This is a genomic window from Rhodococcus sp. IEGM 1409 (assembly GCF_030056735.1).
Classification (GTDB): Bacteria; Actinomycetota; Actinomycetes; order Mycobacteriales; family Mycobacteriaceae; genus Rhodococcus_F.
Map to the genome: position 1 here is coordinate 166,361 of NZ_JASHKN010000004.1, position 22,505 is coordinate 188,865.

The 22,505-nt window shown below is 64.0% G+C and carries 21 protein-coding genes; 20 read left to right on the plus strand and 1 reads right to left on the minus strand.

Translation table 11 applies throughout. The features are described from left to right. The first annotated feature begins 74 nt into the window (after window positions 1-74). From alaS to aroQ, 10 genes are all read left to right on the plus strand, one after another. A complete protein-coding gene (gene alaS / locus QM716_RS13560) occupies window positions 75-2,747 on the plus strand; it encodes an alanine--tRNA ligase (protein WP_283304614.1) in 2,673 nt (890 codons plus the stop codon). Window positions 2,748-2,749: 2 nt separating this feature from the next. Beyond that, entirely contained in the window at window positions 2,750-3,283 is a 534-nt protein-coding gene (gene ruvX, locus QM716_RS13565) for a Holliday junction resolvase RuvX (RefSeq protein WP_230815526.1), read from the plus strand. Beyond that, entirely contained in the window at window positions 3,280-4,590 is a 1,311-nt protein-coding gene (gene mltG, locus QM716_RS13570) for an endolytic transglycosylase MltG (protein WP_283304615.1), read from the plus strand. The genes ruvX and mltG overlap by 4 nt, the downstream gene beginning before the upstream one ends. Further along, window positions 4,580-5,419, plus strand: coding sequence for a shikimate dehydrogenase (locus tag QM716_RS13575; RefSeq protein WP_283304616.1), 840 nt, complete (start codon window positions 4,580-4,582; stop codon window positions 5,417-5,419). The genes mltG and QM716_RS13575 overlap by 11 nt, the downstream gene beginning before the upstream one ends. Window positions 5,420-5,488: 69 nt before the next feature. Further along, the gene (locus QM716_RS13580) at window positions 5,489-6,139 is read left to right on the plus strand and encodes a prepilin peptidase (protein WP_283304617.1); all 651 of its coding nucleotides are present in this window, start codon (window positions 5,489-5,491) and stop codon (window positions 6,137-6,139) included. A 226-nt stretch (window positions 6,140-6,365) separates the two neighbouring features. Beyond that, entirely contained in the window at window positions 6,366-7,064 is a 699-nt protein-coding gene (locus QM716_RS13585; RefSeq protein ID WP_283304618.1) for a S1 family peptidase, read from the plus strand. Window positions 7,065-7,175: 111 nt separating this feature from the next. Continuing rightward, on the plus strand, window positions 7,176-8,363 hold the full coding sequence (gene aroC, locus QM716_RS13590) for a chorismate synthase (protein WP_003944974.1): 1,188 nt from the start codon (window positions 7,176-7,178) through the stop codon (window positions 8,361-8,363). 13 nt (window positions 8,364-8,376) lie between these two features. After that, on the plus strand, window positions 8,377-8,886 hold the full coding sequence (locus tag QM716_RS13595) for a shikimate kinase (RefSeq protein ID WP_230815531.1): 510 nt from the start codon (window positions 8,377-8,379) through the stop codon (window positions 8,884-8,886). A 25-nt stretch (window positions 8,887-8,911) separates the two neighbouring features. Next, a complete protein-coding gene (gene aroB / locus QM716_RS13600; protein ID WP_283304619.1) occupies window positions 8,912-10,021 on the plus strand; it encodes a 3-dehydroquinate synthase in 1,110 nt (369 codons plus the stop codon). Beyond that, window positions 10,018-10,446, plus strand: coding sequence for a type II 3-dehydroquinate dehydratase (gene aroQ, locus QM716_RS13605; RefSeq protein ID WP_283304620.1), 429 nt, complete (start codon window positions 10,018-10,020; stop codon window positions 10,444-10,446). Before aroB ends, aroQ begins: the two co-directional genes overlap by 4 nt. A gap of 87 nt (window positions 10,447-10,533) precedes the next feature. Here aroQ and QM716_RS13610 read toward each other — a convergent pair whose 3' ends face one another. After that, entirely contained in the window at window positions 10,534-11,142 is a 609-nt protein-coding gene (locus tag QM716_RS13610) for a B-4DMT family transporter (RefSeq protein ID WP_230815534.1), read from the minus strand. A gap of 111 nt (window positions 11,143-11,253) precedes the next feature. Between QM716_RS13610 and QM716_RS13615 the strand changes: the two genes are divergently transcribed. The 10 genes from QM716_RS13615 to pyrF all read left to right on the plus strand — a co-directional run bounded on the left by QM716_RS13615 (window position 11,254) and on the right by pyrF (window position 22,483). Then, window positions 11,254-12,348 carry a M24 family metallopeptidase gene (locus tag QM716_RS13615; protein WP_283304621.1) on the plus strand — a complete coding sequence of 365 codons (1,095 nt, stop codon included), beginning with the start codon at window positions 11,254-11,256 and terminating at the stop codon, window positions 12,346-12,348. 34 nt (window positions 12,349-12,382) lie between these two features. Next, window positions 12,383-12,946, plus strand: coding sequence for an elongation factor P (efp, locus tag QM716_RS13620; protein WP_230815536.1), 564 nt, complete (start codon window positions 12,383-12,385; stop codon window positions 12,944-12,946). Then, on the plus strand, window positions 12,947-13,444 hold the full coding sequence (gene nusB / locus QM716_RS13625) for a transcription antitermination factor NusB (protein ID WP_007728014.1): 498 nt from the start codon (window positions 12,947-12,949) through the stop codon (window positions 13,442-13,444). A gap of 206 nt (window positions 13,445-13,650) precedes the next feature. Beyond that, window positions 13,651-14,289 carry a bifunctional pyr operon transcriptional regulator/uracil phosphoribosyltransferase PyrR gene (pyrR, locus tag QM716_RS13630; protein WP_283304622.1) on the plus strand — a complete coding sequence of 213 codons (639 nt, stop codon included), beginning with the start codon at window positions 13,651-13,653 and terminating at the stop codon, window positions 14,287-14,289. Next, a complete protein-coding gene (locus QM716_RS13635) occupies window positions 14,286-15,230 on the plus strand; it encodes an aspartate carbamoyltransferase catalytic subunit (protein WP_230815538.1) in 945 nt (314 codons plus the stop codon). Before pyrR ends, QM716_RS13635 begins: the two co-directional genes overlap by 4 nt. A gap of 26 nt (window positions 15,231-15,256) precedes the next feature. Then, window positions 15,257-16,564: a dihydroorotase gene (locus QM716_RS13640; protein ID WP_283304623.1), complete on the plus strand. Its 1,308-nt coding sequence runs from the start codon at window positions 15,257-15,259 to the stop codon at window positions 16,562-16,564. A gap of 6 nt (window positions 16,565-16,570) precedes the next feature. Beyond that, window positions 16,571-17,137 (plus strand): PH-like domain-containing protein, encoded by a 567-nt coding sequence (locus QM716_RS13645; RefSeq protein ID WP_003944773.1) that lies wholly within the window; start codon window positions 16,571-16,573, stop codon window positions 17,135-17,137. After that, window positions 17,134-18,309, plus strand: coding sequence for a glutamine-hydrolyzing carbamoyl-phosphate synthase small subunit (gene carA / locus QM716_RS13650; RefSeq protein ID WP_283304624.1), 1,176 nt, complete (start codon window positions 17,134-17,136; stop codon window positions 18,307-18,309). The genes QM716_RS13645 and carA overlap by 4 nt, the downstream gene beginning before the upstream one ends. Then, the gene (carB, locus tag QM716_RS13655) at window positions 18,309-21,665 is read left to right on the plus strand and encodes a carbamoyl-phosphate synthase large subunit (protein WP_283304625.1); all 3,357 of its coding nucleotides are present in this window, start codon (window positions 18,309-18,311) and stop codon (window positions 21,663-21,665) included. Before carA ends, carB begins: the two co-directional genes overlap by 1 nt. Then, complete coding sequence (gene pyrF, locus QM716_RS13660) at window positions 21,662-22,483, plus strand: orotidine-5'-phosphate decarboxylase (RefSeq protein WP_283304626.1); 822 nt, start codon at window positions 21,662-21,664, stop codon at window positions 22,481-22,483. Before carB ends, pyrF begins: the two co-directional genes overlap by 4 nt. The last annotated feature ends 22 nt before the right edge of the window (window positions 22,484-22,505 follow it).

Here is a 22,505-nt window from a genome sequence, read left to right on the forward strand (position 1 = left end):
CTGCCAGGTTCCACCGGTCGACGCGTTAGTCTGGACACCCATAGCTCGACGCTCTTGAAGGTAAGGACCGGTTAGTGCAAACCCACGAGATCCGCAGGCGATTCCTCGACCACTTCGTCAAGGCCGGCCACACCGAGGTGCCCAGCGCCTCGCTGATTCTCGACGACCCGAACCTTCTGTTCGTCAACGCGGGCATGGTTCCGTTCGTGCCGTTCTTCCTCGGGCAGCAGACGCCGTCCTACTCGCGCGCGACGTCCGTGCAGAAGTGCGTCCGCACCCTGGACATCGAAGAGGTCGGCATCACCACCCGCCACAACACCTTCTTCCAGATGGCGGGCAACTTCTCCTTCGGTGACTACTTCAAGAAGGAAGCCATCTCCCACGCCTGGGAGTTGCTGACAGGTTCGGTCGAGGACGGCGGATACGGCATCGATCCCACCCGCCTGTGGGCTACCGTCTACCTTGACGACGACGAAGCATTTGCGATCTGGCGTGACGAGGTCGGTCTGCCCGAAGAGCGCATCCAGCGCCGCGGCATGAAGGACAACTACTGGTCCATGGGCATCCCAGGACCCTGTGGCCCCTGCTCGGAGATCTTCTACGATCGCGGCTCCGAGTACGGCGTAGAAGGCGGCCCGGAAGCCGACGAGGACCGCTACATCGAGATCTGGAATCTCGTGTTCATGCAAAACGAGCGCGGCGAGGGCACCAACAAGGGCGACTACCCGATCCTCGGACCGTTGCCGAAGAAGAACATCGACACAGGCATGGGTGTCGAGCGCGTTGCGTTCCTCCTGCAGGGTGTCGAAAACGTCTACGAGACAGATCTTCTCCGCCCTGTCATCGACAAGGCCGCTGAACTGACCGGCAGTGTCTACGGGACCGACCACACTTCAGACGTCCGTTTCCGCGTCATCGCCGACCACGCGCGCACCGCCGCGATGTTGATCGCCGACGGTGTGAACCCCGGCAACTACGGCCGCGGTTACGTCCTGCGCCGGTTGCTGCGTCGTATCGTGCGCTCAGCCAAACTGCTCGGCAGCGAGCAGGCCACCATGCGCGAGTTCATGATCGTCGTCCGCGACACGATGGCGCCGTCGTACCCGGTTCTGGAAACCGACTTCGCGCGCATCGAGAACGTTGCCGTCGGTGAGGAGACCGCGTTCCTCAAGACGCTGGCCTCGGGATCGGCACTCTTCGAGAATGCTGCCGAGTCGGTCAAGTCGTCCGGAAAGTCGGTCATCGCCGGCGATCAGGCGTTCGCACTGCACGACACCTACGGCTTCCCGATCGACCTCACGCTCGAGATGGCGTCCGAGGCCGGTCTCACCGTCGACGAAGACGGCTTCCGCTCGCTCATGGCCGAGCAGCGCAAGCGCGCCAAGGACGACGCTCAGGCCCGCAAGCACGCGCATGCGGACCTGACGGTCTACAAGGAACTGCTCGATCGAGGCGCCACCGAGTTCACCGGTTTCGACGAGCTCGTCTCCGAGGCTCACGTCCTCGCGCTGATCGTCGACGGCGTCCGCGTGCCGGTGGCGAAGGCCGGCCAGGACGTCGAGGTCATCCTCGACCGAAGCCCGCTCTATGCAGAGTCCGGTGGACAGATCGCCGACATCGGTTCGCTCACCGCTCCGGGCCTCGAAGCCAAGGTCAACGACGTGCAGAAGATCGCCAAGAAGGTCTGGACGCACAAGGTGACGGTCAAGAAGGGCGAGATCACCGAGGGCGACGTCGTGCTCGCGCACGTCGACGCCGAGTGGCGCAAGGGCGCAACCCAGGGGCACTCCGGTACCCACATGGTGCACGCTGCGCTGCGTCAAGTGCTCGGCCCCAACGCGGTGCAGGCCGGCTCGCTCAACAAGCCGGGTTACCTCCGTTTCGACTTCTCCTGGCAGGGCGCGCTGTCCGAGTCCCAGAAGCAGGACATCGAGGCCCTCACCAACGAAGCCGTGGCGTCGAACTACGCGGTCAACACCTTTGTCACGGACCTCGACAAGGCCAAGTCGATGGGTGCGATGGCACTCTTCGGCGAGAACTACGGCGACGAGGTTCGTGTCGTCGAAATCGGCGGCCCGTTCTCGATGGAACTGTGCGGCGGTACTCACGTCGGAAGCTCCGCTCAGATCGGTCAGGTCACGCTGCTCGGTGAGCAGTCGGTCGGCTCCGGAATCCGACGCGTCGAGGCGTACGTCGGTTTGGATTCCTACCGCTACCTCGCCAAGGAGCGCGCGCTCCTGGCCGGACTGTCCTCCTCACTGAAGGTTCCTTCGGAAGAGGTGCCTGCTCGCGTCGAGGCGCTCGTCGAGCGACTCAAGGTGGCCGAGAAGGAACTCGAGCAGACCAAGGCCAAGGCTGTGCTGGCGTCGGCAGGCGAGTACGTAGCCAAGGCCAAGCGCATCGGCAGCGTCCTCGTCATCGCCGAACCCGCTCCTGCCGGCGTCGGTGGAAACGATCTGCGCAGCCTCGTCACGGACATCAAGGGTCGCCTCGGCTCCGAACCTGCCGTTGTCGCTCTCCTCGGTGACGTCGAGGGCAAGGTTCCGTTCGTGGTCGCCTCGAGCAAGGCAGCGCAGGGTCTCGGTGTGAAGGCAGGCGAACTGGTCGCGTCGTTCGGACCCAAGATCGGCGGCCGCGGTGGCGGAAAGCCCGACATGGCCCAGGGCTCGGGTTCGGACTCCGCAGGAATCCCGGCGGCGCTCGATGCGATCCGGGACAGAGTCGGAGAGCTGGCGGGCGGCAGCTGACGGTGGTGGCTACGCAGCAGGGTCCCGATCGCCCCGGCATCGACGACCCTGGTCGCGGGCGGCGCATCGCCATCGACGTCGGCAGTGTTCGCATCGGCGTCGCGTCCAGCGACCCCGACGGCATCCTCGCTACACCGGTGGAAACGGTTCCACGCTCGAAGGAGCGTGGGCCCGACGCGCCGGATATCCGGCGCATTATCGACATCGTGTCCGAATACGAGGCCGTTGAGGTTATCGTCGGACTGCCACAGACGCTGCGCGGTGAGCAAGGTAAAGCCGCCGGTATCGCGACTGCATTCGCCAAACGACTGCAGCGGGCCGTCGAACCGATCCCGGTGAGACTGTCCGACGAACGACTGACGACCGTCACGGCTGCGCGCAATCTCCGCGAAAGCGGAGTCAAGGCACGCGGGCAGCGGCCGATGATCGATCAGGCTGCGGCGGTGGAAATCCTGCAAGGCTGGCTGGACGAGCGGAGTAGAGCTGTGAAACCAGGGGAGTCGTCGAAGGACGCTGCACTGGAGGGCGATCTGTGAACGCGCGGTGGGATGAGGGCGGCGGAAGCCGGCCCACCAGTTCGTTCGACTTCGACAACGACGAGACCATGGTCATGCGTGCGCTGCCGCAGAACATCGATCCGCCGCACATGTCGCGAGCCGAGGCACGTAAGCAACGCGAAGCGCGCAACAAGCGCGCCAAGCGAGGCAAGAAGGTCGGTGTTCTCGCTCTACTGGTGTTGGTGATCGCAGTTCTCGGTGTCGGTGCCTACGGCGCCCTCTGGTACATGGATCGAAACAAGGCCGCAGAGGACTTCGCCGGCCCAGGCGGCGCACCCGTGGTCATCCAGATCAACAGTGGAGAAACCGCATCGGAGATCGGTGCGACGCTCGAGGCGAAGAACGTCGTCGCGAGTTCCGCTGCTTTCTACAACGCGGCGATCGCCAATCCGTCGGAGATCCAGAAGGTGCAACCCGGCTTTTACCAGGTGCCGGTGCAGAGTAGCGCCGCGAGCGCACTCGACACCTTGGTTGCCCCCGACTCCCGAGTCGGCAGTGTTGTCATCGCCGAGGGGCGTCAGCTGCACGACAGTTCGGACGCGCAGACGGGCTCACTCAAGAAGGGCATCTACAACCTCATTTCCGAGGCGAGTTGTGTAGGCCCGGTTTCCGCTCAGAAATGTATATCGACAGATGAATTGAACACTGCGGGAGCATCTTCCGATCTGGCTTCGCTCGGCGTCCCGGACTGGGCCATGTCTTCGGTGAAAAGCGTGCCGGACAAAGACCGTCAGCTGGAAGGTTTGATCGCCGCCAGCAGTTGGGATTTCGACCCGACTGCGACGCCCACCGAGATCTTGCGTGCGTTGGTCGAGGGCAGTGCTGCCAAGTACGAGGCCACCGGGATTCTGACAGCCGGAAGCGGCGTCGGAATGTCGCCGTACCAGTTGTTGGTGGCAGCGTCGTTGGTCGAGCGTGAGGCATTGCCCGGCGACATGGCCAAGGTCGCGCGAGTGATCGTCAACCGACTCGCAGTCGATCAGCCGTTGCAGTTCGACTCCACGGTCAACTACTCACTCGACACCACCGAGGTCGCCACCACGGATGCCGACCGTGAGCGGGTCACTCCCTGGAACACGTACGCGATGCCCGGGCTGCCCGCGACGCCCATCGCTTCGCCGAGCATCGACGCCCTCAAGGCCGTGGAATCCCCGGCGGACGGTGACTGGTTGTACTTCGTCACGATCAACAAGGAAGGCCAGACGCTCTTCACCAAGAGTTACGAGGAGCATCTCGCCAACATCGAACTGGCACAGCAAAGTGGGATTCTCGACAGTGGACGGTAGTACGGCGGCAGCAGTCGAGACGCCGCGTAAAGCAGCTGTTCTCGGAAGTCCGATCGCTCACTCGAAGTCGCCGTTGCTCCATCTTGCGGCGTACGAGGCATTGGGCCTGAGCGATTGGACCTACGAGCGGATCGAATGCACCGGCGAGCAGTTGCCTGCCCTCGTGGACTCACTCGGACCCGAATGGGTCGGACTCTCCGTGACGATGCCCGGCAAGATCGCAGCGCTCGAATACGCCACCGAACGCACACCGCGAGCGGTGACCATCGGCTCGGCCAACACCTTGGTCCGCATCGACGGCGGTTGGCGTGCCGACTGCACGGACGTCGACGGAGTCAGTGGTGCCCTGATCGCCGGCGGTGTCGGCGACCTCAGCGGGACTTCGGCGGTAGTTGTCGGCGCGGGAGGCACCGCGCGGCCGGCACTGGTCGCGTTGGCCGACATGGGAGTTCGGAGAGTCACCGTGGTCGCACGTGATCCGGGACGCGCATCCGGTGCCATCGAATGCGGTGGTGCTGTCGGGTTGGACATTGATCTGGTTGCGTTCGACGACGCACGGCTCGGTGGGATCTGCGCCGAATCCTCGGTCTTGGTCAGCACCGTTCCCGCAGATGCGGCAACGCCCTTTGCCCAGCGATTGGGGAAGGCGCGATTTGTCCTCGACGCGATCTACAACCCCTGGCCGACGCCACTCGCTTCGGCTGTCGAGGCGGCTGGTGGCACGGTGATCGGTGGCCTCGAGATGTTGCTCAATCAGGCTTTCGGACAGGTTGAGCAGTTCACAGGTAAACCCGCTCCGCGAGAGGCCATGGCAGCCGCTATCGCTTAGCTCTGTTCACACGGTTCAGGTAGTCCACAGCACGTTTTCGTAAACTGCCGCTGGTGAACGCGAGCCCCCATGCTCGAAACCATGTGGACGTTTGTGGTCTTGGCAGGCGCAGGGGCCGTCGCAGGTGCCGGTGCCCGGGCGATCGCTGACAGTTGGTTGCGGCGACACGGTTATCGACCAGTCGCGACTCGCTGTTGTGTGCCGCAGTGGGCCGTCGCAACCGGCTGGGTTGTCGTCGGCGCACTGAATACTTCAGTGGTGCAGCTAATTTCAAGTCTTGCCGTGGTGTGGTGGTGCGTCGCGATCTCGGCTGTCGACTTGGCTGTGCGCCGGCTGCCCAACAGTTTCACCTTGCCTGGGTACGCAGTCGTGATGGTCTACGCGACGGTGTCGGGAACGGTGTGGGCAGCCGTGGTGGGATCGGTACTGCTCGCCGGAATCCACCTCCTGACGCACTTGATGTCGCCTGGTTCCATGGGTCTCGGCGATGTGAAGCTCTCTCTTTCCTTGGGTGCACTGACCGGATTGGTGGGAGCGGACGCCTGGCTGTGGTCGTTGGTGTCCGCGTCGGTACTCACCGCAGCCCTGGGTATCGTGCTCGAACTGCGAAGACTCGAACGCCGAAAGTCCGGCCCGGTAGCCCATAATTCGCCCGTGGCGCACGGACCCTCGATGTGCCTGGCAGCATGCGGTTCGATTGCGTTTGCCTGGTGGACGTGATGAGCGCAACATTAACCGAAAAAGCTCGCGTCATTGAGGATTCAACGACGGACCGTGATCTGCAGAAAAGACGTAACCGTCGGTTTGATATGTTCGGGCATCGGAAGCGTGCAGTCTCAGTATGCGGCGCGTCGGACTTGCCGAATGTCCACACACTGTCGTTCACTGATGTTTCGGAAATGGGACAAAACGAATCTCGTTTCGCACTCGATTATCGGGGGAATCTATGCGCACAAGGCTTTTCGTCGCTGCGGCAGCCTGTTTGGCGGCTGTGGCTGCAGGGGCAGGCGTCGCCGGCGCCGCGCCTGCACCATCGTCGGTGGCACTGGGCGGGGGCTCAGGAATCCTGCTGCCGGACGTGGATCATTCCGATCCTGAGCAAGTTGCTGCCTGCACATTGACCGCGGTTGGATACGACAATGCCGGTTCGCTCGTGGCACTCACCGCCGGACACTGCGGAGTTGTCGGGGACCGGGTGTTCGCCGAATACCTGCCCGAAGCCGGTCCTATCGGCCGATTCACCTACTCGAGTCCGGTCTCGGACATCGCCGTAATCGATCTCGACGACGCAAAGGTTGCCCCGCTGCGTACCGTCGGCGGCACGACGATCAGCGGAATCGGCGCTCCGCCGGCACCGGGCACGATCGTGTGCAAGGAAGGCCGCTCGACCGGCAACACATGCGGTATCACCTGGGGTTACGACTCCGTCTACGGTGAGATCGTCGAGCACACGTGCTCGATCCCCGGTGACTCGGGTGGACCACTCGTCGTCGGTGATCGCCTGGTGGGGTTGATCAGTAACGGCTTCCCGCCGTACTGCTTCGAGCCGCTTCCGCCGCCGTTCCATGCTCCCGACAACTCGGCGGACATCAACATCGGTTTGGCTGACATCAACGCCAACGGTGGAGGATTCCGCCTGTTCTAGACCCACAAGTACTGCGCAGATGGCCCACACGCATCGTGCGTGTGGGCCATCTGTGTTCACCTGGAGGGCCACTGTGACAACTGAGGTCTGCGACGTGGAAAGATGGTCGGCGTGCTGCGTTGGATAACTGCCGGAGAATCCCATGGTCCCGCCCTCGTCGCGATGCTCGAGGGCATGGTCGCGGGGGTCGAAGTGACCTCTGAGGCCATCTCGTCCGAACTTGCCCGTCGTCGACTCGGTTACGGCCGAGGCGCGCGGATGAAGTTCGAGGCCGACAAGGTCACCATCATCGGCGGTGTCCGCCACGGATTTACGCTCGGTGGCCCCGTGGCCATCGAAATCGGCAACACCGAGTGGCCCAAATGGGAAACCATCATGTCCGCCGACCCGGTCGACCCGGACCTGCTCGCCGATCAGGCTCGCAATGCCCCGCTGACGCGCCCGCGTCCCGGACACGCCGATTACAGCGGCATGCTCAAGTACGGCTTCAACGATGCGCGTCCCGTCCTCGAACGCGCCAGCGCTCGCGAGACCGCAGCCCGCGTAGCCGCTGGAACCGTCGCGCGGTCGTTCCTGCGTCAGGTATTCGGTGCCGAGGTCGTTTCACACGTTATTTCCATCGGTGCTTCCGAGCCGTACGTCGGACCCGTGCCGGAGGGCAAGGATCTCGATGCGATCGACGCGAGCCCGGTCCGCGCATTCGACAAGGCTGCAGAAGAGTCGATGATCGCCGAAATCGAATCGGCCAAGAAGGACGGCGACACCCTCGGCGGCGTCGTCGAGGTCGTCATCCACGGCCTGCCGGTCGGACTCGGCACTTTCGTCAGTGGCGCCGAGCGTCTTGATTCACGACTTGCCGCTGCCCTCATGGGAATTCAGGCCATCAAGGGTGTCGAGGTCGGTGACGGCTTCGAAACCGCGCGTCGTCGTGGCAGCGAGGCTCACGACGAAATCCGTCCGGGCCCGGACGGCATCGTGCGCTCCACCAACCGCGCAGGCGGTATCGAAGGTGGCATGACCAATGGTGAGGCTCTGCGAGTTCGCGCCGCGATGAAGCCGATCTCGACTGTTCCGCGCGCTCTGGCGACGGTCGACATGGAGAGCGGCGAAGAAGCCGTGGCCATCCACCAGCGCAGCGACGTGTGCGCGGTTCCGGCCGCCGGCGTCGTCGCCGAGTCGATGGTTGCGCTTGTCGTCGCTCAGGCCGCACTCGAAAAGTTCGGTGGTGATTCCATTGCTGAAACCACTGCCAACTACCGTCGTTACGCCGAGGGCATCGCAGCCCGACCGCCTCGATAGGACTCACGTATCGATGAAGCCGAAGGCTGTACTCATCGGTCCGCCCGGCGCCGGCAAATCGACGATCGGTCGACGCCTTGCGCAGGCCCTCGAACTCGAATTGGTCGATACAGACGCCGAGATCGAACGGACCACGGGTAGGACGATCCCGGAGATCTTCACCCACGACGGAGAGCCTCGGTTTCGTGAGATCGAGGAAGCGGTGGTCCGCGACGCGTTGCAGGCCACCGACGGAATCGTCTCGCTCGGCGGTGGTGCGATCCTCTCCGATCGCACCCGCGAGTTGCTCCAGGGTCACACGGTCATCTACCTGGAGATCAGTGTCGCCGAAGGGCTTCGCCGCACGGGGGCGAACAATCATCGTCCGCTACTGGCCGGCGGTGACCCGAAGGTCAAGTACCAGGAGCTGATGAGGCGTCGTCGTCCGCTGTACCGGCGTTCGGCCACGATTCGGATTCGGACCGACGGCCGCAGTCCGGCGCGTGTCGTCGGGCAATTGGTGTCGAAACTTCAAGACAAATGAACAACCGGAGCGGAGTAGTGGAGCAGTGACCGAACCCGTACGTGTAGAGGTGAAGACCGCAAGTCCCTACCCGGTCGTGATCGGCCGCGGCCTGCTCGGCGATCTTGTTGCCGAGTTCGACGGTGCGCGCACTGTCGCGATCTTCCATCAACCGCCGCTGGCAGAGACCGCGGAGGCAGTACGGGCTGCGTTGGCGGAGAAGGGAATCGACGCTCACCGTATCGAAATTCCCGACGCCGAGGACGGTAAGGATCTGGCCGTCGCCGGCTTCTGCTGGGACGTACTCGGCCGAATCGGTCTGACTCGCAGCGACGCGATCATGAGCTTGGGCGGGGGAGCGGCGACCGACCTCACCGGCTTCGTGGCTGCCACCTGGATGCGCGGCGTCAAGGTTGTTCACGTCCCCACCACGTTGCTCGCGATGGTCGACGCAGCGGTGGGCGGCAAAACCGGTATCAACACCGAAGCGGGCAAGAACCTCGTCGGTTCGTTCCACGAACCCGGAGCGGTGTTCATCGATCTCGCGACACTCGAGACGGTGCCGCACAACGAAATCGTTGCCGGCATGGCCGAGGTCATCAAGACCGGATTCATCGCCGACCCGGTGATCTTGGATCTGATCGAAGCCGATCCCAAGGCGGCTCTCGATCCGTCGGGAACTGTTCTGCCCGAGCTGATTCGGCGCTCCGTCGAGGTCAAGGCCAAGGTCGTGGCCGCGGATCTGCGCGAGTCGGATCTGCGCGAAATCCTCAATTACGGCCACACGCTCGGCCACGCGATCGAACGTCGTGAGCGGTACAAGTGGCGTCACGGTGCCGCTGTCTCCGTCGGTCTGGTCTTCGCAGCCGAACTCGGACGGCTCGCCGGTCGACTCGACGACGCCACCGCGGATCGTCACAAGTCGATCCTCGACCTCGTGGGCCTGCCGACGTCGTACGACGGTGATGCGTTCGGTGACCTGCTGAAGGGAATGCAGACCGACAAGAAGAACCGTGCCGGGCTGCTTCGTTTTGTGGTCCTCGACGGACTGGCCAAGCCGGGCCGCCTCGAAGGGCCGGATCCGAGCTTGTTGGTCGCGGCGTACTCCGCGATTGCCCGCGATCCGAGACCAGCTGGCGGAACGGTTCTGTTGTGAGGATCAACGTCGTCAACGGACCTAATCTGGGGCGTCTGGGTAAGCGCCAGCCAGAGGTCTACGGGGCGACCACGCACGACGATCTGATCGAATTGTGTGTCGCGGCAGGTAAGGATCTCGGCGTCGAGGTGGTCGTTCGTCAGAGCGATCACGAAGGTGATCTGCTCGGTTGGATCCACGACGCAGCAGACGCGGGGGAACCGGTGATTCTCAACGCCGGTGGCTTGACGCACACGTCGGTGGTCCTGCGCGATGCGTGTGCCGAGCTGACCGCCGGACTGATCGAGGTGCATATCTCGAACGTTCATGCGCGAGAAGAGTTTCGGCACCATTCCTACCTGAGTCCGATTGCGACCGGTGTGATCGTCGGACTCGGCGTCGCCGCGTATCCGCTGGCGATCAGGTTCCTCGCAGAGCGGGGCTGACCGAAGCCAAGTCGAAAGTACAGCCATACGAATGCGGCCCCGAGGAAAATTTCCTCGGGGCCGCATTCGGTTGTGTCGACGGTGGTGTTACTGCTCGCGCTTGCCCAGATCGATCGCCGGGAAGACCGCGGTATCGGCGTCGGATTCCTCGACGGACATGGCGGCTCCGCTGTATGCGTGCTGCTCGGTGGGGGAGTCGTAGCCCTCGCTGACAGGCACCGGTTCGCGATGACGCTCGTGGGTCGGGGTCTGCGGAGCTGTTCCGTTCTTGCGCTGTTCACGGCTGACGAAGAAGCGTCCGACGGTGATGGCGACCATGGCGGGGACGAAGATGAGAAGGATCGTGAACGCCGCACCAGAGGTCACCTCGAAGAACAAGCCCTGCTGAGTCAGTTCGAGGGAGGGGACCAGGCTGAGTGCCCAGCTGGCAGCGCCGGCGACGAATCCGCCGACCAGTGCAGCCTTGAGCCACAGCATGGTCAGATCGGCGCCGTCTTCGGGTTCGGGGAAGTCTCGGCGGTCACGAATGCCGTCGATACCACCCCAGATCGCGGCGAAGACGATGACGATCAACAGGGACAGCCAGCGCAGGGTGGACCCCTGAAGTGGCCATTGTGCGATTGCTGCACCGAGCAACGCACGAAACACAACATGTATCAGGGCCATGCCGAGGCCACGTACCAACCACGCATTCATGGGTACAGCCTAACTAGAACCCATTACACCTTGTGGCCTAACCCACACTTATTGCTGTAACCGTGAGTTTCGAGTTGATCGGCGGGTCTGCGCGGGCGGTAGGTTCGAGGGATGCCGGTCGACTTCAGAACACGCCGTGAATCCCTCAGACGCCTCCTCGCGGAGCGCGAACTCGACGCGATTCTCGTCACAGATCTCCTCAACATCAGATACCTCACCGGATTCACCGGTTCGAATGCGGCGCTCGTCGTCAGTGCGTCCGATTCGGCGTCCGACGAACGCGCGACGGTGATCTGCACCGACGGTCGTTACGTGACGCAGGTGGCGGAGCAGGTGCCGGACCTTCGTGCCGAAATCGCCCGTTCGAGTGCTGCGCACTTGATCGAGACGTCCAAGGTGCCCGTTCTCGCGTTCGAGTCACATGTAGCGACATTCGCCGAACATCGGGCATGGAACGAGGCAGCGCCGAAGATCAGGTTCGAACCGGTGAGCGGCCTTGTCGAACAGTTGCGCATGGTCAAGGACGAGCACGAGGTGGAGTTGTTGCGCGCCGCGTGCACCGCAGCCGATGTTGCGTTGGCGCAGTTGATCGCTCGCGGTGGCCTGCGACCTGGCCGAACGGAACGAGAGGTCGGCCGCGAGCTGGAAAACCTGATGCTCGACAACGGCGCAGACGGTATCTCCTTCGAGACGATCGTGGCGGCCGGCGCCAACTCGGCAATTCCACATCACCGGCCGACCGGCGCGATTCTTGCGTCGGGCGACTTCGTGAAACTCGACTTCGGAGCTCAGGTCGGCGGGTACCACTCGGACATGACCCGGACCTACGTGCTCGAGGCCGTTTCCGATTGGCAACGGGAGATTTACGAGCTCGTCGCGCGTTCGCAAGCTGCCGGTTGTGACGCCCTCGCTCCGGGTGTCGAATGCGCGGCAGTCGACGCCGCCGCCCGTGCGGTGATCGACGATGCAGGCTACGGCGAGTTGTTCCTTCACGGCCTCGGCCACGGTGTGGGCCTCGAAATCCACGAAGCACCGGGGATCGGCAAGCTCGGCACCGGTACACTTCTTTCCGGCGCGGCGGTGACCGTCGAGCCGGGCGTGTACTTCTCCGGGCGCGGAGGTGTACGGATCGAGGACACGCTCGTTGTTCGTGAGCAGGGGCCAGAGCTGCTCACACTGACCGCAAAAGACCTTACCGTCGTCTGAGACGGTTTCCCGACCCCTAGGAGACGCGAAGCAAGTGGCTTCCACCAGTGATTTCAAGAATGGTCTGGTTCTGCAGATCGAAGGCCAGCTGTGGACGATCATCGAGTTCCAGCACGTCAAGCCCGGCAAGGGCCCTGCCTTCGTGCGCACCAAGCTCAAGAACGTGCTCTCGGGCAAGGTAGTGGACAAGACGTTCAACGCCGGTGTGAAGGTCGAGACCGCCACGGTCGACCGTCGTGACATGACCTACCTGTACCACGACGGCAGCGACTACATCTTCATGGACGGCGACACCTACGACCAGGTGTCGATCAGCGAAGCCACCGTCGGCGACCAGTCGCGTTTCCTGCTCGAGAACATGGCAGTCCAGGTCGCAACCCACGAGGACGTTCCCCTCTTCGTCGAGCTTCCGGTCACCGTCGAGCTCGTTGTCAAGCACACCGATCCCGGCCTGCAGGGCGACCGCTCCACCGGCGGCACCAAGCCTGCCACCCTCGAGACCGGTGCCGAGATCAACGTCCCGCTCTTCATCAACACCGGTGACAAGCTCAAGGTCGATTCCCGTGACGGCAACTACCTCGGGCGTGTGAATTCCTGAGTGTCCGGCACACATAAGAAACTCGGTGCACGCCACAAGGCGCGCAAGCGTGCCGTCGACTTCCTCTTCGAAGCCGAAGCACGTGACCTCGATCCGGTCGCACTTGCATCGGAGCGTTCCGACCTGTCCGTCAAGGACGACGCGGTAGCGCCCGTCGCGGCCTACACCGTCACGTTGGTGTCCGGAGTTGCGGAGAACCTGGATCGCATCGATCAGGTCATCTCCTCGCATCTGCAGGATTGGACGCTCGAGCGTCTGCCCGCAGTGGACCGCGCAATTCTGCGTATCGCGGTGTGGGAGCTCTTCCACGCGACGGACGTTCCGCCGGTTGTCGCCGTGGACGAGGCCGTCGAACTCGCGAAGCAGCTTTCGACGGACGATTCTCCGGGATTCGTCAACGGAATCCTCGGGCAGGTTGTTCTCGTTGCGCCGCAGGTTCGATCGGCTGCAGCCGCGACATCTCAGCGAGCGCAGGAATCGGATTCGGGTACCGAGTAGCAAGTTTTGTTCCACCACCCGCCGTGCGAGTCGCACAAGTGTCACTGTGCGAGTCGCACAAGTGTCACTGTGCGAGTTGTGTGTCTGCACACAACCGGTCCCAGTGATCGCTCGCACGGCGGGATCAGGTCTGTCGGCTGATAGGGTGGGGACCGTCAGACATCCTTTAACGATCCGTCCAGTGAGGCGGAGAAGGAGGTCGCTGTATGAGTGTGCCCGAAGGGTTTCGCCCATCCGATCTTGCAGGTCCAGAGAACGCGAAGGCACCCGGTGTCGAGGCAAGTAGCGAGACCCGCGAATTGTTGTCCGCCCAAGATGTGGGCCGGACCATCGCGCGGATCGCTCACGAGATCATCGAGAAAACCGCACTCGACGGACCCGAGGGAACAGCCCCGCGTGTAGTCCTGATCGGTATTCCGACGCGCGGCACCACCCTCGCCACGCGACTGCGGGCCAAGATCGAAGAATTCTCCGGTGTGCGTCTTCCCATCGGATCTCTCGACATCACGCTGTACCGCGATGACCTCCGGAACAAACCGCACCGCCCGCTCGAGCGAACGTCCGTCCCCGAAGGCGGCGTCGACAACGCTTTGGTCGTTCTCGTGGACGATGTCCTCTTCTCCGGTCGCACCGTGCGCTCCGCCCTCGATGCGTTGCGCGATCTCGGTCGCCCCCGCGCGGTGCAACTCGCGGTGTTGGTCGATCGCGGTCACCGTGAACTGCCGCTGCGCGCCGATTACGTCGGCAAGAACGTCCCGACCGCGCGGTCAGAGGACGTCAAGGTTCTCCTCCAGGAGCACGACGGCAGGGAAGCGGTAGTCATCTCCGGAGGTAAGAGCGCGTGAAGCACCTTCTTTCCATCGCGGACCTCAATCGTGAGTCCGCGGTAGAACTTCTCGACGAGGCAGAACGGTTCGAGCAGGCGCTTCTGGGACGCGAGGTGCGCAAACTCCCGACGCTGCGCGGACGCACGGTAATGACGGTGTTCTTCGAGAACTCGACGCGCACCCGGGTGTCTTTCGAGGTGGCAGGCAAGTGGATGAGTGCCGACGTCATCAACGTCAGCGCGTCCAGTTCCTCGGTGTCCAAGGGCGAATCCCTACGCGATACGGCGATGACCTTGCGCGCGGCAGGTGCCGACGCACTCATCGTGCGACACCCGGCTTCGGGTGCAGCCCATCAGATCGCCAAGTGGACCGGAGCGGCCGACGACGGTGGCCCGGCAGTCATCAACGCAGGTGACGGCACGCACGAGCATCCCACCCAGGCGCTTCTCGACGCTCTGACCCTCCGCCAGCGTCTCGGCGACATCGAGGGTAAGCGGATCGCCATCGTCGGCGACATTCTGCACAGTCGCGTCGCTCGCTCCAATGCGCTGCTGCTCTCGATGCTCGGCGCCGAGGTCGTCCTGGTGGCGCCTCCGACACTGCTGCCTGTCGGTGCGCACACGTGGCCGGTCACGGTCTCGCATTCACTCGACGCCGAACTGCCCGGCCTCGATGCGGTGCTGATGCTCCGTGTTCAGGCCGAGCGCATGAATGGCGGCTTCTTTCCGTCGCAGCGCGAGTACTCGATCAACTACGGCCTGTCCGAGAAGCGACTGGCGATGCTGGCCGATCACGCGGTGGTTTTGCACCCCGGTCCGATGCTGCGCGGCATGGAGATCGCATCCGCCGTCGCCGATTCCTCGAAAACTGCTGTACTGCAACAGGTTACCAACGGTGTGCACATGCGCATGGCTGTCTTGTTCCGACTTCTGGTCGGGTCAGAGGACGGTGCGCTGTGACGAGAAACGAGAACGGAGAATCACCCGTGAGTGTCCTGCTCCGCGGAGTCCTGATCTACGGGGAAGGGGAGCCCACCGACGTACTCGTCGGCGAGGGCACCATCCTCGAGATCGGCGTGAACCTCGATCCGGCCACGGCGTCCGAGGTGATCGACGCCGGCGGGCAGATTCTGCTTCCTGGCTTCGTGGACCTGCACACACATCTGCGTGAGCCCGGTCGCGAGGATACCGAGACCATCGAAACCGGCAGCTCGGCAGCCGCTCTGGGTGGATACACCGCAGTCTTCGCGATGGCCAACACGAGCCCTGTCGCCGATTCGGTAGTCATCACCGATCATGTGTGGCGACGTGGGCAGGAAGTCGGCCTCGTCGACGTCCATCCCGTCGGCGCAGTCACAGCGGGCCTGGAAGGCAAACAACTCGCCGAGATGGCCACCATGGCGGCCGGCGTCGGCAAGGTCAAGATGTTCTCCGACGACGGCCACTGCGTCTACGACCCACTGATCATGCGTCGCGCGCTCGAATACTCCAGCTCGCTGGGCGTTCTGATCGCGCAGCACGCCGAAGAGCCGCGCCTGACGGTCGGTGCGGTTGCGCACGAGGGTCCCACCGCCGCACGCCTCGGCCTGGCCGGGTGGCCGCGAGCAGCCGAAGAATCGATCGTGGCACGCGACGCGCTGCTCGCGCGTGACGCCGGTGCCCGCGTTCACATCTGCCACGCATCCACCGCCGGAACCGTCGAACTCGTGAAGTGGGCTCGCAGCCAAGGGATTTCGATCACCGCCGAGGTCACGCCACATCACCTGCTCCTCGACGATTCACGTCTCGAGACGTACGACGCGATCAACAAGGTCAACCCGCCTTTGCGTGAGGCCAGCGATGTTGCTGCCCTGCGCAAGGGACTGGCCGAGGGCATCATCGACTGTGTCGCGACCGACCATGCTCCGCACGCCGAGCAGGACAAGTGCTGCGAATTCGCGGCTGCTCGCCCCGGAATGCTCGGCCTCGAGACAGCGCTCTCGATCATCGTCGAGACGATGGTCCAGCCTGGCCTGCTGGACTGGCGCGGTGTCGCCCGGGTCATGAGTGAGCGCCCCGCGGCAATTGTCGGCCTCGATGATCAGGGCCGCCCCATCGAGGTGGGGGAGCCCGCCAACCTGACATTGGTCGATCCTTCGACCGAGTGGACGGTCCACGGCCCCGATCTGGCGAGTGTCGCGCATAACACTCCGTACGAGTCGATGACATTGCCCGCTCGGGTCACGACCACACTGTTACGTGGCCGCATCACCGCACACGACGGGAATGTGCGGCTGCGGAGTAGCGAGGAGTAGCGCGTCATGGACAGAGCACTGTGGATCATCGGTCTGGCGATCTTCTGGGTCGCGATGATCGGCCTGATGTACGTCGGCTGGCGTGGACGCGCTCGACGCCAGAAAGACAAGATCGGCGAGTTGCCGACGGTACCGGCAACTCTGGGTGAACTGCTCGTCCTGCCGACCACCGGCCTGTACGTCGGCAGCACCATTGCGCCCAGCTGGCAGGACCGTATCGCCGTCGGCGACCTCGGGTTTCGTGCCACCTGCGAGATCAGCCGCTACAGCGGCGGAATTCTCGTCGAGCGTGACGGTGCGTCGGCGATCTGGATCCCCGAGAAGTCGATCCGCGCGATCCGCACGGAGAACGGTCTCGCCGGCAAGGTCATGAGCAAGGACGGCGTCCTGGTGATCCGCTGGGAATTGCCGAGTGGAACCGAGATCGACACGGGCGTGCGCGGCGACGACAAGACGGTTTATCCGGACTGGGTCAAGCCGGTAACTGCTTCGAACAAGACTGCTTCGAACAAGACGAATGACAATGAAGACGCAAGCTCTGGCGACATCGAGCAGAACGGAAAGAACGCATGAGCGGCTTTGACAACAGCCCCGCAGTACTGGTCCTCGAAGACGGACGGGTGTTCCGCGGAACCACCTTCGGTGCGGTTGGACAGACCCTGGGCGAAGCGGTGTTCAGCACCGGCATGACCGGCTACCAGGAAACGCTCACCGATCCCAGCTACCACCGCCAGATCGTGGTCTCCACAGCGCCGCAGATCGGCAACACCGGCTGGAACGACGAAGACGACGAGTCGGTCGGACCGACCGGTGAGCGCGCCGGCGCAAAGATCTGGGTCGCCGGCTACGTGGTCCGCGATCCTTCTCGGGTTACCTCGAGTTGGCGTGCCACGGGCTCGCTGCAGGCCAAGCTGGAAGAGCAGGGCATCGTCGGAATCGCCGGGATCGACACCCGCGCCCTGGTTCGCCACCTGCGCACCCGCGGCTCGATGAAGGCCGGTGTCTTTTCGGGTGAGGCAATCGCCGCCGCCGACGAACTGGTCCGACGAGTTCAGGATCAGCCGACCATGCTCGGCGCCGATCTTGCCGGTGAGGTCAGCACCACCAGCGGCTACGTCGTCGAGCCGAAGGGCGGCGAGGCGCTGTACACGGTGGCCGCCATCGACCTCGGCATCAAGACCAACACACCGCGCATGTTCGCCGAGCGTGGCATCCGCGTCCACGTGCTGCCGTCCAACGCGTCGCTCGAACAGATCCTCGATCTCAAGGCCGACGGTGTGTTCCTCTCCAACGGCCCCGGTGACCCGGCCACCGCCGACGGCGCCGTCCACCTCACCAAAGAGGTCATCGGACAGGGCTTGCCACTGTTCGGTATCTGCTTCGGCAACCAGATCCTGGGCCGCGCCCTCGGCCTGAGCACGTACAAGATGAAGTTCGGCCACCGCGGCATCAACATCCCGGTGATCGAGCATCAGACGGGTCGCATCGCGATCACCGCGCAGAACCACGGCTTCGCACTCGAAGGCGAAGCCGGTCAGGAATTCGACACCCCGTTCGGTCGCGCCGTGGTCAGCCACACCTGCGCAAACGACGGAGCCGTCGAAGGTGTTCGCCTGCTGGACGATTCGGCCTTCTCGGTGCAGTACCACCCGGAGGCGGCAGCCGGCCCGCACGACGCTGCGTATCTCTTCGACCGCTTCACCAGCCTGCTCTCCGCACGGAAAGAAACCGGAGTCAAGAACTAATGCCACGCCGTACAGATCTCAAGCACATCCTGGTAATCGGCTCCGGTCCGATCGTCATCGGTCAGGCCTGCGAGTTCGACTACTCGGGCACCCAGGCTTGCCGCGTCCTCCAGGAGGAGGGCCTGCGCGTCAGCCTGGTCAATTCCAATCCCGCCACCATCATGACGGACCCCGAGTTCGCCGACGCCACGTACGTCGAGCCGATCACGGCTGAGTTCCTCGAGAAGGTCATCGCCAAGGAAGCGTTGCAGGGCAACAAGATCGACGCCGTCCTCGCGACGCTCGGCGGTCAGACTGCGCTCAATGCCGCAGTAGCGCTGCACGAGCAGGGCATCCTGGAGAAGTACGACGTCGAACTCATCGGCGCCGACTTCGACGCCATCCAGCGCGGCGAGGATCGCCAGAAGTTCAAGGACATCGTTGCCAAGGTCGGTGGCGAATCCGCGAAGTCCGCCGTCTGCTACACGATGGACGAAGTACACGCCACGGTCGCCGAACTCGGTTACCCGGTTGTCGTGCGCCCGTCCTTCACCATGGGTGGCCTCGGTTCCGGCATGGCGTACGACGTCGACGATCTCAATCGGATCGCCGGTGGCGGTCTGGCCGCGTCGCCGACGGCGAACGTCCTCATCGAGGAATCCATCCTCGGTTGGAAGGAATACGAACTCGAACTCATGCGTGACAGTCGCGACAACGTCGTGATCGTCTGCTCCATCGAGAACGTCGACCCCGTCGGTGTCCACACCGGAGACAGCGTGACGGTCGCCCCGGCGATGACGCTGACCGACCGCGAGTACCAGGCGATGCGCGACCTCTCCATCGACATTCTGCGTGAGGTGGGCGTCGACACCGGCGGCTGCAACATCCAGTTCGCGATGGACCCGGCCGACGGCCGCCTGGTTGTCATCGAGATGAACCCGCGCGTTTCCCGCTCGTCTGCTCTGGCATCGAAGGCGACCGGCTACCCGATCGCGAAGATGGCCGCCAAGCTGGCCATCGGCTACACGCTCGACGAGATCGTCAACGACATCACCAAGGAAACCCCAGCCTGCTTCGAGCCGACACTCGACTACGTCGTCGTCAAGGCTCCGCGGTTCGCTTTCGAGAAGTTCCCGGGTGCCGACGGAACACTGACCACCACGATGAAGTCGGTGGGCGAGGCCATGAGCATCGGCCGCAACTTCACCGAGGCATTCGGCAAGGTCATGCGCTCGCTCGAGACCAAGCGTGCGGGTTACTGGACCGGCGCCGACGTCGAGGCGGAGAGCCTGGACGCACTACTGGCAGACCTGAGCGTTCCGCAGGACGGCCGCATGTACGGCATCGAGAAGGCATTCGCTCTCGGCGCAACTGTCGAGCAGCTCTTCGACGCCACCAAGATCGATCCGTGGTTCCTCGACCAGTTCCAGCAGATTCACGAGCTCGGTGAAAAGCTGCGCGCTGCAGAGGCTTTCGGCGAGGCTGCCCTCCGTCAGGCCAAGTACCACGGCATCTCGGACCGCCAGATCGCGGCTCTACGCCCCGAACTCGGTGGTGACACGCACGCAGGTGAGGACGCAGTTCGCGCTCTGCGCGATCAGCTCGGTGTCCGCCCCGTCTACAAGACCGTCGACACCTGCGCCGCAGAGTTCGAGGCCAAGACGCCGTACCACTACTCGACCTACGAGCTCGACCCCAACGCCGAGTCCGAAGTTGCTCCGCAGACCGAGCGACCCAAGGTTCTGATCCTCGGATCCGGCCCCAACCGCATCGGTCAGGGCATCGAGTTCGACTACTCGTGTGTCCACGCGGCGCAGACGCTGTCCGAAGCCGGGTACGAGACCGTCATGGTCAACTGCAACCCCGAGACCGTCTCGACGGACTACGACACCGCTGACCGCCTGTACTTCGAGCCGCTCACGTTCGAGGACGTCTTCGAGGTCTACCGCGCGGAGGCGCAGTCGGGCACCGTTGCCGGCGTCATCGTCCAGCTCGGCGGCCAGACCCCGCTCGGATTGGCAAAGCGTCTCGAAGCTGCCGGTGTCCCCATCGTGGGAACCAGCCCCGCAGCCATCGACCTGGCCGAGGACCGCGGCGAATTCGGCCGCGTGCTGACCGAAGCCGGTCTGCCCGCACCGAAGTTCGGCACCGCCACCACGTTCGACGGCGCCCGCGAGATCGCAGCCGGTATCGGCTACCCGGTGCTGGTGCGTCCGTCGTACGTGCTCGGTGGGCGCGGCATGGAGATCGTGTACGACGAGGCTTCCCTCGCCGACTACATCTCGCGCGCCACGGAGATCTCCGACGACCGTCCGGTCCTGGTCGACCGCTTCCTCGAAGACGCAGTCGAGATCGACGTCGACGCTCTGTGCGACGGCACCGAGGTGTACCTCGGCGGCGTCATGGAGCACATCGAGGAAGCCGGCATTCACTCCGGTGACTCGGCGTGTGCGCTCCCGCCCATCACCCTGGGCCGTGCGGATCTCGAAAACGTCCGCCGTTCCACCGAGGCTCTCGCAAAGGGCATCGGCGTCAAGGGTCTGCTCAACGTCCAGTACGCCCTCAAGGACGACATCCTCTACGTGCTGGAGGCGAACCCCCGCGCCAGCCGCACCGTCCCGTTCGTGTCCAAGGCGACGGCCGTCCAGCTCGCCAAGGCATGCGCCCGCGTCATGCTCGGCGAATCCATCGCCGATCTGCGCGCAAGCGGCATCCTGCCGGCGACCGGCGACGGTGGAAACACCCCGGCCGGCGCACCGATCGCGGTCAAGGAAGCTGTGTTGCCGTTCAACCGCTTCCGCCGCGCCGACGGTACCGGTGTGGATACCTTGCTCAGCCCGGAGATGAAGTCCACCGGTGAGGTCATGGGAATCGACTTCGACTTCGGTACGGCTTTTGCCAAGTCGCAGACCGCTGCCTACGGGTCATTGCCCACCACGGGCGCGGTGTTCGTCTCGGTCGCCAACAAGGACAAGCGTTCGCTGATTTTCCCGGTCAAGCGCCTGGCAGATCTCGGATTCACCATCCTCGCTACCGAGGGGACCGCGGATGTGTTGCGGCGCAACGGTATCGAGTGCAAGCAGGTCTACAAGCAGTCGGGTGAAGATGTTCCGGCCGGTGCCGAGACCATCGTCGATCAGATCCGCAGCGGTGAGGTCGCCATGGTCATCAACACGCCGTACGGCAACAACGGCCCGCGCGTCGACGGCTACGAGATCCGAAGCGCAGCAGTTGCGTCGAACATCCCGTGTATAACGACGGTGCAGGGTGCCTCGGCCGCCGTGCAGGGCATCGAAGCGGCCATCCGCGGCGACATCGGAGTTCACTCCCTGCAGGAACTGCATGCAGGTCTTCGTCCGCCGGCACAGCAGTCGTGAGTCACAGTTGGGGGCATCGTCTCCGGTCCGCGATCGCGGACCGGGGGCGGCTGTGCGTCGGTATCGACCCGCATCCCGCACTTCTCGACGCGTGGGGACTGCCACGTACGGCCGAAGGCCTCGAGACTTTCGCCGAGATCTGCGTCGAGGCGTTCACCGGTGAGGTGGGGCTCGTCAAACCTCAGGTTGCGTTCTTCGAGGCGTACGGCAGCGCCGGCTTCGCCGTCTTGGAGCGGACCATCTCGGTCCTTCGCGATGCGGGAACGCTTGTCGTCGCGGACGCAAAGCGTGGTGACATCGGGTCGACCATGGACGCGTACGCGCAAGCCTGGTTGGGTGATTCGCCGTTGGCCTCCGACTCGGTCACCGTTTCGCCGTACCTGGGGTTCGGGGCGCTGGCTCCGACTCTCGAACTGGCAAGGCAGAACGCACGCGGGATCTTCGTGCTGGCACGAACCTCCAATCCAGAGGGTGGCGTACTTCAACAGTCGACGGCCGACGGTGTGAGTGTGGCTCAGTCGATCGTGAACGCTGCAGTCGACGCCAACGCCGACGGCCGCGACACCGTCGGACTGGTGGTCGGTGCAACTCGCGACCACGGTCTGGACCTGTCCCAGTTCAGCGGCCCGATTCTCGCTCCGGGGCTCGGCGCGCAGGGCGCGACGGCAGCGGATCTCGCAGACATCTTCGCCGGCTCTACCGAACTCCTGCTGCCGAACACTTCCCGTGGTGTGCTCGAGCACGGTCCTTCGGTTTCGGCACTTCGGGAGGCAGCAATGCGTGACCGAGACGAGATCGAAGCCGCATTGGCGAACTGATCCGTGAGTGACCTCGAGGCTC